This window comes from Vibrio sp. A11 (genome assembly GCF_013048705.1).
GTDB classification, from domain to species: domain Bacteria; phylum Pseudomonadota; class Gammaproteobacteria; order Enterobacterales; family Vibrionaceae; genus Vibrio; species Vibrio metschnikovii.
The window spans coordinates 1-14,273 of sequence record NZ_VHSI01000028.1 but is presented as its reverse complement, the minus strand read 5'-3'; the positions used below and the strand labels follow the sequence as shown (position 1 = coordinate 14,273).

Below are 14,273 nucleotides of genomic sequence, written 5' to 3'. Positions count from 1 at the left end.
TGCTCAAAGTCAGCAGTGGCCTGAATCAGGTTTTTCTGGTTTTGCATGGTGCCTTCCTTATATTGGATAAGCACTTAGTAAACCAGAGCTGGCGAGTTAAGTTGAGCTATGCTGCCGTAAGCTCACGATAAACCCGCGCTAAAACCTATTTCTAAACAACGATACCTCTACAGTCACCGATTATGAACAACTAATTTGAATTCGATAGATAGCAAGCATATACTTCTAATGCTTGCTATAAGAAACGCGGCTTCGGCTCCACTTGTAGATAGATGAATTCAAATAGCCCTGTTCTCTTACGCTCATAGAGTATTGACCGCAGGTAGCGCGTAATAGAGCCACTTCTAGTGGCTCTTGTCGTATCTTAATGTTAGAAAAGCTAAGATATCTTCCTTCAAATTTTCTACGTTCATAGTGAGTCGCAACAAATTGCTCTAAGAAACTTTAGGGCAAAGATGAGTCAGCAGAGGGCTAACTAGCTTAAAATGGGTAGTGCTCTTCTTCATACGCTTCCACCCAGGTCACTAGCTTTTCAAGTTCGTCACCTTCGGGTGTGCCTGGTTCAGCATCGAATATGGTTTCAATCCTCTTTAAAACCATCCTGTACTCGTTTTCTGACAGTATTTCCGATTCAGTAAGTCCTTTAACTTTCATGAGAGTTTCCCTATCGACACTCCCGCTTTTGTTAAAGCGTTCAGCCATTTTTAGCATTTTTTCCATTCGGGTGTTGTTAAGAGCATCGTCTCTTTGAACAAGAAAATCGCTTTCTGCTTTATCCGTATCTTCAGAATAAGATCCCCAATCTTTTTCATTTGTAGTCGCGAGTTCATCAGCGTGTGTTGTTTTGGGTGTAATACCCTCAAGCAGTTCTTTTTCTGAAAGTGGTTTACGGCCCATGGCTCGCTCCTCGATTGAAAGTAACATTAGATGATTTATAGCATAGTGAGTTACCGGCTGTAAGGTATGAGCGGCTTTGTTGCTTAAATCGATGGAACTAAATCAAGAAGCTACGATCTGATCGGCTACATCCATTAATCGTCGTAGCCTAATGCCTAAACCTCGTTACAAAACAACCAACTGGAAGCAGTACAATAAAGCCTTAATTAATCGTGGTTCACTGACCTTTTGGGTTGATGAGGAAGCGATAGCTGAGTGGAAGCAAAGCAAACAAGGCAAGCGTGGTAGACCACGCCAATTCAGTGATTTAGCCATTACGACTGCATTAATGGTGAAACGAGTATTCTCTATGCCATTGAGAGCGCTGCAAGGATTTATAGACTCAGTATTTAAACTGGCTAATATCCCGCTATTTTGTCCGCATTACACCTGCATAAGTCGTCGAGCTAAGGAAGTTGATGTTTCATTTAAAACTAAAACCAGAGGAGCGATACAACATCTAGCCATTGATTCCACTGGTCTCAAGGTTTATGGCGAAGGTGAATGGAAGGTTAAGAAGCATGGTACTGACGGGAAGCGTAGAGTTTGGCGTAAACTGCATATTGCAGTAGATGCCAGCACTCACGAAATAGTCGCAGCAGAACTGAGTTTCTCTAACGTAACCGATGCTGAAGTGCTTCCCAACTTACTTAAGCAGACACGTCGTAAAATCATTGAAGTATCAGGTGATGGAGCTTATGACACAAGAAGCTGCCATGAAGCTATACGAATCAAGCGAGCAGTTCCGCTCATCCCGCCACGAGAAGGGGCAGCTTTCTGGGAGCAAGGACATCCTCGCAATTTGGCGGTAGGTTGTCAGAAGCTCTACGGCTCAAACAAAAAGTGGAAAAAGCGGTATGGTTATCATAAGCGCTCTCTATCAGAGACAGCCATGCATCGAGTGAAACAGTTGTTAGGTGGGAAATTAAGCCTAAGAAATTACAACGCTCAGGTTGGCGAGACTTACGCAATGATCAAAGCGCTGAACAAGCTTACGGGGCTAGGTATGCCTGAAACTCAGTATGTTGTTTAAAAATGAAGCATTATGGGCTGGTATGCCTTTTCTCTGAATTAAGCAACAAAGCCTCGGTACAGCCTCAAGACTGTACCGATAAGGTGATTAGTGCTGTGTCACACTGACGGCTTTTGTACTGCTATTGAAATGAATCTGATAGGTGGCGTAGTCGCCGACTTGATAATCCATACTTGGGTAGGATTCTGTCCACGAACCATCATCAATTTTAAACCTTGCGGGTGACTCTTCACCACTGAAGGTTTGGGTTGTTGTGTAAAGGCCAGTTTGCTCATTGTAATCCAGCAGTGTTAATCCCCACCCGTTTGCTGTACCTCGGAAGTACCAAGTTTCATTTCCACCATTCGTGTTGCTGGTGCACTGAGACAGCTCTTTCCATTCACCATTGGCATAGCAAAGGTTTGGTGCTGACACCTCCATATCGAGGGTTTGGCGGCTGCCTTGATCACTGAAAATGACTTTCAAACTATTGAGGTTAGTACCAAAGTCATAACAGTATTGACCATTTTGTTGGGTCATTGCTTGCCCAGGCCAAGTTGCGTTAGCAATGGGGGTTGCGGCCGCCACATTCCAGAAATAGAGGTAAGGCTGAGAGAATCCTTGCTCATTGCCATAACAGATTTGGGTGGCGTTACCTTCATCCTCATCGTTCTCTGTGATTAGGGTAAACCCACAGTCGGCTAAAGATTTCCAGCTACCATCGCTATAACACGTTCCAGTAGTGGTGGTGAGATCGTTACTCTTATTGGCACCTTGATTTGAAAAAATCACATTCACACTTGAAAGCTCAGTTTCAACATCATGGCAATAGAAATCACCATTTGCCGTCATGGTAACGCCAGGCCAAGTGGCGTTTGTGAGTGAGCCTGCTGGTTGTGCTCCCCAGTAGTGGAGTGTTGGTGAAGTGTGATTAGCGGCATTGTCGTAGCAGAGGTTGGTTGCCGTAACAGGCGTAGCCGGTTTTTTCTCACCATCATCACAATCGGTGCAGGTTTGTCCTACTTTTGCTCCGACATGAATGGCCGCCGCATTATGAGAAGCCACGGTGAAATGGGCATAACCTGAACTGTCTACACTGATGGTGGTGCCACTACATGTTCCCGTTTGTGAGTTAAAGTCACCACTGATGATGTCGCAATATTCACCCGCTGGCATTCCGGTAGCAAAACCTTGGTTGATGCCTTTGTTGTCGTCTCGGTTAATGACAACAAAACCTAGCCCACCACGGCCAAAGGCGACTTGGTTATAGCCATCATCCCACCAGTTGGTTACGCGCCATTCTGCTGCGGTGTGATTACGAAAAGCCACCATATTGGCTACGCCGCGCCAGCGGTGTTCACAAACCCAGTCTCCTCCATCAAAACCACAGGCGTTCCCCGTATGTATACCTGTTGCGGGAGGGCCTGCATCAAAATCATTGAAGTAGTAGCCTGACATGACTTTGGGATACCCATAAGGATAGGCCAAAGTAAAAACGTTACCGAGGAAGTAGAGGTTACCAAAGTCTTGATGGCTGAGTACTTGCCCTGGGTTATGGCGTTCTTCATCATGGTTGGTTACAAAAGTCACGGCATCGCTGCTGCTTAGCCAACCATTCCAAGAACCAATACCTTGTAAGTCTTTAATTCCCCCGTGCTTAAACTTAGGTCCTAGGGTGCGAGCAAAGAAGAACTCAGTAACATCACCAATATAGGTATATTCCGCAGGCTTAACGGGTTCATTCTCGGCACCGATCACTTCTTGGAAAATATAAGGGGTGCCATGTAACTTACTCTTTATTGCCGCGATATCTTCGGCTGGCATATGTTTCGCCGCATCAATACGAAACCCAGCGACCCCCATACTGATCGCATCATTCATGTAGTCTGCAATTTTTTGGCGAACATACTCAGAACTGGTTTTGAGATCGTTAAGTCCGACAAGATCACAATTTTGTACTGACCAGCGATTAGAATAGTTGATGTCACTGGTGCAGCTATTAAAGTCATTAACTCCATATGGAACTTCAGGGAAGTTGCGATTCCATGCCGCCATATGGTTAATGACGGCATCCACATAAATGTCTACCCCTACGTTTTTACAACGTTGCACCATATCCGCAAATTGTGCACGGTTACCACTACGGCCTTCAAAAGCATAACTAACGGGTTGGTAGCGAGACCACCAAGCCGGGTTATCGACACTTTTCTGAGGAGGGGAGACTTGTACCGCAGCAAACCCTTTAGGCCCTAGGAACTCTTCACATTCCTGAGCAATATCTTGCCAACTCCATTCAAATAAGTGGACGAATGTTGTCTTTGGAACGGTTTGAGCATAGCTTTGCGTTCCCCCGATTAAGCTCCCGAATAACATGAGTCCGGCAGACAAACTCTTGTTGAATTTCATGTTCTTCCCTTAAGTTTGAAATCTTAAAATGTAAGAAAAAATGTATTTTGTCTAAAAAGACAGCAAAACTTTAGGAGAGATAAAAAATAATACCTCCTGAAAAAAGAGGGATTGTGAGAATCGTCATTATTTGTACAAGCTTTACTTTTCTAGATTTAAATACAGTCACTAAATGCGCATATTCACGATGAAATAAGAGAATAAAATTGGAATAGAAGTTTGGTTTTGAATTAATGTATTGATTTCATTATATTTATAATGTTCATCTTAATGGTTGATTGACACATAACGTGAGGTATTAGGCAAAATGATAGGTGAAGCGGCTAGTATGTTGAATGGAGAGAGAAAGGCATTCTCTTTGCCTTATGTGATATAAGGTTATGAAAGAAGGCAGGAATATTGCTAAGGTTTTTATTCTATTTGCCGCTAAACTCAATACAGTGTCGGATTTGTTTTTCCTTTCATTCCTCGTTAATCGCCGCTTATCATTTCAACAAACTCACGAGCGATAGTCGTGCGTGAGTTTGTTGGTTGATTATTTTAAGTCAGCCAGTGAGCAATTTCTTATCAATTAGCAACGTCGTCATAAACTTTCGGGTGGTGAAAAGTCATGAATTGTCCACCGCTTCTAATACTTCAGCGATTGCTTTATCTAACTGTCTTTGTATATCGTTGGGTAAACGGCCAAATTCATAAGAGAAGTTTCGTCCTTTAACTCGTTTACGAGCGTAAACGCCTTTACTCTTGAAAGTGGCTAATGGTGTGACTGAAGCACTTTCTTTATCTTGTTTATTTTGGGCAATCTTTAGCTCAGATTTTATTTTGGATAAAAGTAGATTCTTAACGTCATCATGAGTTTGTTCAGGCTGAACATTGACAGTGATTTTTTGTATTTCTTTAATAAAATCTGATAGTTCGGATTTATCTTTCCCGATTAACTTCATCACCTTATCAAGTACCGAGTAATCGGGATGCGATAAAAGGTTTACATCTGGAAATAACGAAATAAGCGCTTGATCAATACTGGCAGCTTTTAGTGCTTTACTGACAGCAGGTCTGCTGATCCCGGTGATCTTGGCTACATCTTCTTGAGTGTAATTACCACTGTCCATAATCGCTTTACATTGCAAACCAATTTCACGCTGATTATGTTCTTTTGCTGTTTGTAATTGTTTAGCCAATGCTTTGGCATCAGCATAGGACAGGGCATCCTGTGTGACTAAGATGCGAAACTCTTTGATGTGACCTTGTTGCAATAGTACCCAAGCGCGGCGGCGTGAACCGTCAAGCACATCTATTTTGCCATCTATTTCCCGACCAACGGCAGGGTAAAATTGCTGAAACTCAAGAGAGGCGAGGTCGGATAATGAATCTTTAGTCAAAAGAGACTGATCACGGCCATTCACTTCAAAGGTGACGCAGGTTTTATCACGAACTTGTTCGTATGACAGAGTTACTTCGTTAAATATTGCCTGAGCGCCTGACTCTAATTGCCATGCTACGCTGTTACCAACAGATTCAATACCGAATATATTTTGAAGGTAATGGGCTGTATTCTCACCAGCTTTAGTTAGCTCAGAGGAAAGTTGGCGAGTAAGGCTTTCAATATTAGCTTTAGCTGCTACAGCTTGCGCTTCAGCTGAACCGGGTGTATTGCCTAGTGGACTTGCGCCTCTTTTTTTTGCCATTATTTTTGCTCCTCACGCCATACATTGACGATATCTCTTAGAATCTGACTGGTAACTTCATAACTGTTTTGTTGAGCGCTTTGGAAAGTCCCCTTACTTTTTGGATATTCACTTTTAGACATATCAAAAACCGTTGAAAGCAGTGAGGATGCTTGGCGGATAGCTTCGCTGTGTTTGAACTCTTTAGAATAAAGATAAGGTGCAAAGTGATCATACAAGCTGTTCATCAATTCACTCGTTGTTGAACCGTCTCGGTGATTAGTAAGAAGAATTTTCATAAAGTCGTAGCCGGAATGATTAGCATTAGCCAATAAAGCCCAAACTTGGGGGATATAACTAAAATAAGAGCATGTCGCATCAATATCGTTTTCCGTGATAGATAAAGGAAAAACGACACTAGTTGCCGCAAAGTAGGCATTGTAAGTGGCATAACCTAACGAAGGTGGAGTATCGATTAAAATAATATCAAACTCATCACGAACAGTATCAATCACTTCACTTAAGATAGAATACGGAGAAGGAAGTTTATGACTAAAAACCTGCTCATGAAACCAGCCTTCAATGGCTCTATCTGATTGTGATGCTGGGAGAATTCTTAAATTTGGAATTGTCGTTTGCAAAAAGGCTTCAGAAACGACTTGAGGAAAAGTCTCACCCTCCTCTAAGTCATAGTTTTGCATGATTAAATCGCCAACAGACAAACAACCTTCTTTCTCGGCTTCTGGGGCGTAATACATAGATAGGGTCGCTTGACCATCCATATCGATTAAGCCAATACGGTATTCTTGATGAAACTCGGCAGCTAACCCAGAAGCTATTGTCGCTGCTGAAACGGTTTTCCCAACGCCACCTTTTTGATTTTGAATCACTATCACTTGTGTTTTTTGTGACGGTAAGCGATGGAACAAGGGTTCTTTTCTTAAATTTTCAGGTAGTAGTGCACGTACTATATACATTTCCTCAATGTCTATAGACCATTGAGAGTCAGCGTGGCGCCTTGGGTCTATGCCCGCATTAGCGACATATTTATCTAAGGTTTTAGAATCAATATCTAAATATGCTGTCGCTTCAGCACGCGTAAAATTACGAAGCTCTTTACGATGATTAGCCAACAACCGTTGATTTCTACGTTTAATGTAAGCATCAGCACCTAATTTCAAATCTTGAAAAGTTTGTGTGGTTTTTTCCGCGTCCATATCGTTAATCCTAGAGGGTTTTAAAATAATATATACCTTATTTTTTTGGGTGTACACTAAAAAGTGATGGACTATTTAAGGTTTTTGAGTGGTAGAAAGTTTGCTTTGGTTGCTCTCATTTCTAAGGCTTGCTAAAAAACTCATGGGAATGGGGGCAGGGTTATTTTTTACTCTTCCCTACAAAATAATTTATGATAGGATGATACCTAATAAAATTAATTAGGTTAAAACCTATTCAATGTTTCATGGCCATCTGTCCAGCTTCAGCCATGAGAGGTTGATTAGTCATTGCGGATGAAAAGCAGTATTGAGTGATGCTTTTCAATGTGATTACGCGATGTCGGTCTTTACTTTATAAACAGAGTTTTAAGAATCTGGTGGAATTGGATAAACAAGACGCATGACAAATGATGGTCTGAAACAAACGGTAGTGGCGAGTTCACTCGCTAAAGAAGGCGCGAAAGGAAAGCCAGACAGGCTTTCGCAGATAGCGCAGTTGCCACAAGCAACCAGGGATCGCATTGCCCACATCGATTTCACCTTATTGTTTAAGGGTGAAGCGGTACGGGCGGATTTAGTCGATCGCTTCAGCATCGCCGCCACGCAGGCAACCAAAGACTTCACCCTATACCGAGAGCTCGCGCCAAGCAACATTGAGTATGACCAAAAGCTCAGGTTGCATAAACGCGGTGAAGCATTTGAGCCCTTGTTCGACTACGACGTTGTGAGAACGCTGGCGACGATTAGCCAAGGGTACGGCGATGGCTTTACTGGCAAGGTAAAACCACCTCTTGCGTGTGAAGCGCCTTATCACTTAAACAAGCCGAGTTTATCGATAGTAGCGAAGGTCACCAAGGCCATCCACAAAGGCAAAGCCTTGAGCATTACCTATGTATCGTTATCGAGCGGTGAAACCACGCGTGAAATTGTGCCGCATACGCTGGTGGACAATGGCCTGCGTTGGCACGTTCGTGGTTTTGACCGCAAGCATAATGAATTCCGAGATTTTGTACTGACCCGAATTAAAGCAGCGGTTGTGCTTGAAGATTCCAAGCTATCTGAGGCTGAACTAGAAACCCAAGACCGCCAATGGAATCGCTTTGTAGAGCTTGAATTAGTGCCGCACCCACGCATAGAGCACAGCGAAGCGATAGAGCTGGACTATGGCATGAAAAATGGCGTTTTAAGAGTTGAGATCAGGGCGGCAACCGCTGGATATTTGCTACGCCAATGGCATGTGGATTGTTCTACGGAACACTCGTTAATGGGCTTTGAGTATCAGCTTTGGTTGCGTAACAGCCAGGCACTTTATGGGGTGGCAAATTTGAATTTAGCTCCAGGGTTTAACGAATGATGTTCGACGACAGTGAATGTTGCGCAACCGATAAACGAATGATGACGAATTAAAATCAGGAATTTAAATAATGACAAGTTTACAACAACGTGCCGAACTTCAACGCCAAATATGGGCGATTGCCAACGATGTTCGAGGCTCAGTGGATGGCTGGGATTTTAAACAATATGTACTCGGTACGCTGTTCTACCGCTTTATTAGTGAGAACTTTGAACTTTACATCACTGGTGGTGATGAGAGCGTTAATTATGCGGCCATGTCTGACGATGATGAAAACATCAAGTTGGCTAAAGAAGATGCCATTAAGACCAAAGGCTATTTTCTGTACCCAAGCCAGTTGTTTAGTAATGTGGCGGCCAATGCGCACAAAAACGAAAATTTAAATACCGATTTGGCAGCTATTTTTGCTGCAATCGAAAACTCAGCCAATGGCTACGAATCAGAGAAAGACATCAAAGGCTTGTTTGCGGATTTTGATACCACCAGTAACCGTCTGGGTAATACGGTAGAGGCAAAAAACAAACGCTTAGCCGCTGTATTAAAAGGCGTGGCAGGATTAACCTTCGGTAATTTTGAAGACAACCAAATTGATTTATTCGGTGATGCCTACGAGTTCCTGATTTCAAACTATGCCGCCAATGCGGGTAAATCCGGTGGTGAATTTTTCACGCCCCAGCACGTTTCAAAACTCATCGCGCAGCTGGCCATGTACGGCCAAACCAGCGTCAATAAAATCTATGACCCAGCAGCAGGCTCCGGCTCGTTGCTGTTACAAGCCAAAAAGCACTTCGATGCGCATATCATTGAAGAGGGTTTTTTTGGCCAAGAGCTCAACCACACCACCTACAACTTGGCGCGGATGAATATGTTTTTGCACAACATTAACTACGACAAGTTTAATATTCAGTTGGGCGATACCTTAATCGAACCGCACTTTTTAGACGACAAACCCTTTGATGCGATTGTTTCTAACCCGCCTTATTCAGTGAAATGGATTGGTAGCGATGACCCAACTCTAATCAACGACGACCGCTTTGCACCCGCTGGCGTACTTGCGCCTAAATCAAAAGCCGATTTTGCCTTTGTGCTGCATGCACTGAGTTACCTATCAAGCAAAGGTCGTGCAGCCATTGTTTGCTTCCCCGGTATTTTTTACCGTAGCGGTGCTGAGCAAAAAATCCGCCAGTACTTGGTGGATAACAACTATGTTGAAACCGTGATTTCATTAGCACCTAATCTGTTCTTTGGCACCACCATTGCGGTGAATATTTTAGTGCTGTCTAAACACAAAGCCGATACAACAACGCAGTTTATCGATGCCAGCGGCCTGTTTAAAAAAGAAACCAACAACAACACCCTCACCAACGAACACATCGAAAACATCATGAAGGTGTTTGCCAGCAAAGAAAACGTCGAGCATTTTGCTAAATCGGTTGATTTGGATGTTATCGCAGCTAATAGCTACAACCTATCGGTGAGCAGTTATGTGGAAGCCAAAGACAACCGCGAAGTAGTGGATATTAACGAGCTTAATGCCGAGCTAAAAACCACCGTCGCTAAAATTGATGCGCTTCGCAGTGATATTGATGCCATTGTGGCGGAAATAGAAGGCGCGGAAATTGAAGATGGAGAGCTTGAAGGATGAGTAACAAGGCTCAGGCTTTACCCATTGGCTATACTGGGTTGCTAACCGACATCAAACAACGCGTTCGCCACGCTCAGACGCGTGCCGTGCTGGCGGTCAATGCCGAGTTGATCCGCCTATATTGGGAAATAGGCGAGTTAATCAACAGTCGTCAGCAGCAGGAAGGCTGGGGTGCCGGCGTGATTCCACGCCTTGCACGCGACTTGCACAATGCGTTGCCCGAAGAGAAAGGATTTTCTGAACGCAATATCAAACGCATGCTGGCTTTCTACCGCGAATATCCACTGCTGAACTTTATGCCACAAACTGTGGCACCAGCGGATGTCATGTCAGAAGTGCCACAAGCTGCGGCACTTTTCCCGGCTGAACTGCTGCAGGCTGTTCCCTGGGGGCATCACGCCGAACTGATGGCCAAGGTCAAAGATTTGCCGATTCGACGCTGGTACATGCAAGCCGCTGTCAATAATGGCTGGAGCCGCAACATCCTTGTGATGCAGATTGAAACGGCCGCTCACCATCGCCAAGGACGGGCCATCAGCAATTTTGCCCGCCGTCTGCCCGCTCCAGACTCCGACTTGGTACAGCAAACACTGAAAGACCCGTATCTGTTTGACTTTTTGACTCTAGAGTCGAATTTTCACGAACGTGAACTGGAAACTGGCCTGGTCGCCCATCTGGAAAAATTCTTGCTGGAGCTCGGCCAAGGCTTTGCTTTCGTCGGACGGCAATACCACTTGGACATCGGCGAGCAGGACTTTTACATCGATTTGTTGTTCTATCACCTAAAGCTGCGTTGCTATGTGGTGATCGAGCTCAAACGCGGCGACTTCAAACCCGAATACGCCGGAAAAATCAATTTTTACTGCAACGTCGTGGACGACAAACTCCGCCATGAAACCGATCAACCCACCATCGGCCTGATCCTGTGCCAGCAACCCAACCGCGTGTTGGCCGAATATGCTCTGCGCGGCGTCGACAAACCCATCGGTATCTCCAGCTACGAACTGACCCGCGCCCTGCCCGAAGTACTGGAAAGTAACTTACCCAGTATTGAACAGATAGAACGCGAATTGCAGGGAGACGTAAAATGAGCAAGGTGTTAGACACGAAATTTAATGCGCTGCGCAGTGATATTGACGTTATTGTGGCGGAAATTGCAGGTGAGGAGGTTGAGGTATGAGTAATTTGAGCTATTTAGATAAGCTGTTGGATGGGGTTGAGGTTGAGTGGAAGTCATTGGGTCAATTAGTGGTAGATAAATTTTGGATCATGCCTGCAACTCCAAAATTCAATGAAGCAGAGACTATTCCATATATCACATCAAAGAATATTAAAGGTGGCCATATAAATTTCGATAAAACTAAATTTATTTCTCGCGAAGATCATATTGAGTTATCTCGTAATAGACCAATTCTTGCAGGTGATTTTTTAATAAGCATGATTGGTACTATTGGTGAAGTTGCTGTTGTAAAGGAATCTGACTTAGAGTTTTATGGCCAGAATATGTATCTGATTCGGCTAGATGAATCTGTCATTATGAGTAGGTACTTTTGGCATTTCTTTGACTCACCAAGAATGAAAAGTTATTTTCAGGCAGTAAAAAACAATTCCGGTCAAGGATATTTAAAGGCAAATAATATTGACTCACTGGAAATCCCCATCCCATGCCCAGATAACCCAAAAAAATCGCTGGCAATACAAGCTGAAATTGTGCGCATTCTGGACGCATTTACCGCCATGACCGCCGAGCTGACCGCCGAGCTTAACATGCGGAAAAAACAATACAACTACTACCGCGACCAGTTGTTGAGTTTTGAAGAGGGTGACGTGGAGTGGAAAACATTAGAGGATCTTTGTGCCTCTATTTCTGCTGGCGGAGATGTACCTAAAAATAGTTCTAAAGGTCAGACCGAGCCAACTGATGAATACCCATATCCAATCTATGCAAACGCTACAGGCGAAAAAGGATTATATGGTTTCACTGATGACTATAAAATTGACAGCGATGCAGTAACCATCTCTGCGCGTGGTGCAAAAGTCGGATACCACACTGTTCGAGAAGCTAAGTTCACACCAATTATTCGTCTAATTGTTTTAATAGCCAACAAAAATATAATCAGTACAAGATATTTAAACTATGTTTTAGATATGACTCCCATTGGTGGTACTGAGGCTGGGATCCCGCAACTTACAGTTCCAATGGTCAAAAAGCTCACAGTTCCAATTCCTGTTCCAAATGACCCAAAGAGATCACTTATTGAGCAGGCTCGAATAGTTTCTATTTTGGATAAATTCGACACGTTAACAACTTCGATCCAAGAAGGTCTGCCCCGCGAAATAGAACTCCGCCAAAAGCAATACGAGTATTATCGTGACCTGTTATTGAGCTTCCCGAAATCTCATTCAGATGAGGCAGCTTAATGAGTAACACGCTAACGGAAATAGCAAAGGCAGTTATTCGAGGTTCTCGAATAACTGCCAAAGATGGTAAGCATAAGGAGGCAGTCTAATGGCCTACCAACCGCCTTTTACCATTACCACCGAGATTCTCAACTTGGTCGCCGACATCAGCGAAGCCATTGGCCGTTTGACCGTTGAGTTTGAACAGGAAAAACTGTTGCGCCTGCGTAAGGTCAACCGCATGCGAACGGTTCAGGGTTCGCTGGCGATAGAGGGCAACACGCTGTCAGAAGCGCAAATTACGGCCATTATTGAGGGTAAAAGGGTGATTGCGCCCCCCAAAGAAGTACAGGAGGCGCGCAACGCAATTGCGGCCTATGAAGCAATCGGCAGCTGGCAGCCCAGTAAAAGTAAAGATTTACTGACTGCCCACCAGTTGTTGATGACAGGCTTAGTCGAAGAAGCAGGAAGATACCGCAGTCAAGGCGTTGGCGTAATGTCGGGTGATCAGGTGGTGCATATGGCACCGCAGGCCGATCGAGTACCTAAACTGATGGGGGAGTTGTTGGCTTGGCTGCGCACTACCAATGTACACCCACTGATGGCCAGTTGTATTTTTCATTACGAATTTGAGTTTATTCACCCGTTCGCGGATGGCAATGGCCGAATGGGGCGTCTGTGGCAAACACTAATTTTGTCGCAGTGGCACCCCATCTTTATTAATATCCCGGTAGAAAGTTTGGTGCATCAGCATCAGGAGGCATACTACCTAGCTATTCGCAACAGTACTGCCCAAACGGACTGTTCGCCGTTTATCCGTTTTATGTTGCAGATGATACTCGATGCCATTGAAGAAAGTACTTCCCATCAGCTTGAAAATGCGGGTATAAGCGCTGGTATAAATGCGGGTTTAAAGCTGTCACCGCTGGATCACGCCATCCTCGAATTGATAAAAGCAGACCGCTATATCACCAATACCACGTTGGCCGAGCAGACTGGAAAGGCGCTCAGTACCATTGAACGCCGCATCAAAAAACTGAAACAACATTCATTATTAAAACGGGTTGGTGCCAAAAAAACCGGCCATTGGGAGGTTCACCTGTGACGGACTACAAAACAATCGCAGAATCCAACAACTTTATTGTGTTAGATAAATACACAAAAAACTGGCAGGTAGCAGAAAGCTTTCAAAGCGAAGCTGACCTTGAGCGCGAGCTGATTCAGGACCTAAAAAATCAGGGCTATGAGTATTTACCCGCGCTAACCACGCCAGACGCCATGCTGGCGAATGTGCGCAAGCAGCTGCAAGCCCTTAATAAGGTCGAGTTTACTGATGCCGAGTGGGCTCGCTTTTGCGAGCAATACCTGAACACACCCAGCGATAATATTCTCGACAAAACCCGAAAAGTGCACAGTGACTATATCTTCGATTTTGTGTTTGATGATGGCCATATAGAAAACATCTACCTATTCGACAAGAAGACCATTGCTCGTAACAAAATGCAGGTTATTAAGCAGTTTGAGCAAACGGGAAGCCATGCCAACCGTTACGATGTGACGATTTTGGTCAATGGTTTGCCTTTGGTGCAAATTGAACTGAAAAAGCGTGGTGTGGCTATTCGTGAGGCGTTTAACC

11 protein-coding genes are annotated in these 14,273 nt (G+C 44.2%); 7 read left to right on the top strand and 4 right to left on the bottom strand.

Going from position 1 to position 14,273, the window contains the following annotated elements; translation table 11 throughout:
* Window positions 1-480: 480 nt before the first annotated feature.
* Complete coding sequence (locus tag FKQ60_RS16600) at window positions 481-897, bottom strand: hypothetical protein (protein WP_004393965.1); 417 nt, start codon at window positions 895-897, stop codon at window positions 481-483.
* Between the two features lie 151 nt (window positions 898-1,048).
* Here FKQ60_RS16600 and FKQ60_RS16595 point away from each other — a divergent pair, with 151 nt between their 5' ends.
* Window positions 1,049-1,969 (top strand): IS5 family transposase, encoded by a 921-nt coding sequence (locus FKQ60_RS16595; RefSeq protein WP_004393905.1) that lies wholly within the window; start codon window positions 1,049-1,051, stop codon window positions 1,967-1,969.
* 87 nt (window positions 1,970-2,056) lie between these two features.
* On the opposite strand, the gene FKQ60_RS16590 is transcribed toward FKQ60_RS16595, so the two are convergent.
* The 3 genes from FKQ60_RS16590 to FKQ60_RS16580 all read right to left on the bottom strand — a co-directional run bounded on the left by FKQ60_RS16590 (window position 2,057) and on the right by FKQ60_RS16580 (window position 7,238).
* Window positions 2,057-4,354: a starch-binding protein gene (locus FKQ60_RS16590; RefSeq protein WP_004393967.1), complete on the bottom strand. Its 2,298-nt coding sequence runs from the start codon at window positions 4,352-4,354 to the stop codon at window positions 2,057-2,059.
* Between the two features lie 608 nt (window positions 4,355-4,962).
* On the bottom strand, window positions 4,963-6,042 hold the full coding sequence (locus tag FKQ60_RS16585) for a ParB family protein (RefSeq protein ID WP_004393969.1): 1,080 nt from the start codon (window positions 6,040-6,042) through the stop codon (window positions 4,963-4,965).
* Complete coding sequence (locus FKQ60_RS16580) at window positions 6,042-7,238, bottom strand: AAA family ATPase (RefSeq protein WP_004393970.1); 1,197 nt, start codon at window positions 7,236-7,238, stop codon at window positions 6,042-6,044. The genes FKQ60_RS16585 and FKQ60_RS16580 overlap by 1 nt, the downstream gene beginning before the upstream one ends.
* A gap of 400 nt (window positions 7,239-7,638) precedes the next feature.
* Here FKQ60_RS16580 and FKQ60_RS16575 point away from each other — a divergent pair, with 400 nt between their 5' ends.
* The 6 genes from FKQ60_RS16575 to FKQ60_RS16550 form a co-directional block, all read left to right on the top strand.
* A complete protein-coding gene (locus FKQ60_RS16575; RefSeq protein WP_170906780.1) occupies window positions 7,639-8,592 on the top strand; it encodes a WYL domain-containing protein in 954 nt (317 codons plus the stop codon).
* 70 nt (window positions 8,593-8,662) lie between these two features.
* Window positions 8,663-10,237 carry a type I restriction-modification system subunit M gene (locus FKQ60_RS16570; RefSeq protein ID WP_170906779.1) on the top strand — a complete coding sequence of 525 codons (1,575 nt, stop codon included), beginning with the start codon at window positions 8,663-8,665 and terminating at the stop codon, window positions 10,235-10,237.
* Complete coding sequence (locus tag FKQ60_RS16565) at window positions 10,234-11,328, top strand: PDDEXK nuclease domain-containing protein (RefSeq protein WP_170906778.1); 1,095 nt, start codon at window positions 10,234-10,236, stop codon at window positions 11,326-11,328. Before FKQ60_RS16570 ends, FKQ60_RS16565 begins: the two co-directional genes overlap by 4 nt.
* 85 nt (window positions 11,329-11,413) lie before the next feature.
* Window positions 11,414-12,658 carry a restriction endonuclease subunit S gene (locus tag FKQ60_RS16560; protein ID WP_170906777.1) on the top strand — a complete coding sequence of 415 codons (1,245 nt, stop codon included), beginning with the start codon at window positions 11,414-11,416 and terminating at the stop codon, window positions 12,656-12,658.
* An 88-nt stretch (window positions 12,659-12,746) separates the two neighbouring features.
* Window positions 12,747-13,742 (top strand): Fic family protein, encoded by a 996-nt coding sequence (locus FKQ60_RS16555; RefSeq protein WP_170906776.1) that lies wholly within the window; start codon window positions 12,747-12,749, stop codon window positions 13,740-13,742.
* On the top strand, window positions 13,739-14,273 hold a 535-nt coding region (locus FKQ60_RS16550; protein ID WP_346009512.1), incomplete at its 3' end, for a type I restriction endonuclease. The genes FKQ60_RS16555 and FKQ60_RS16550, both read left to right, overlap by 4 nt.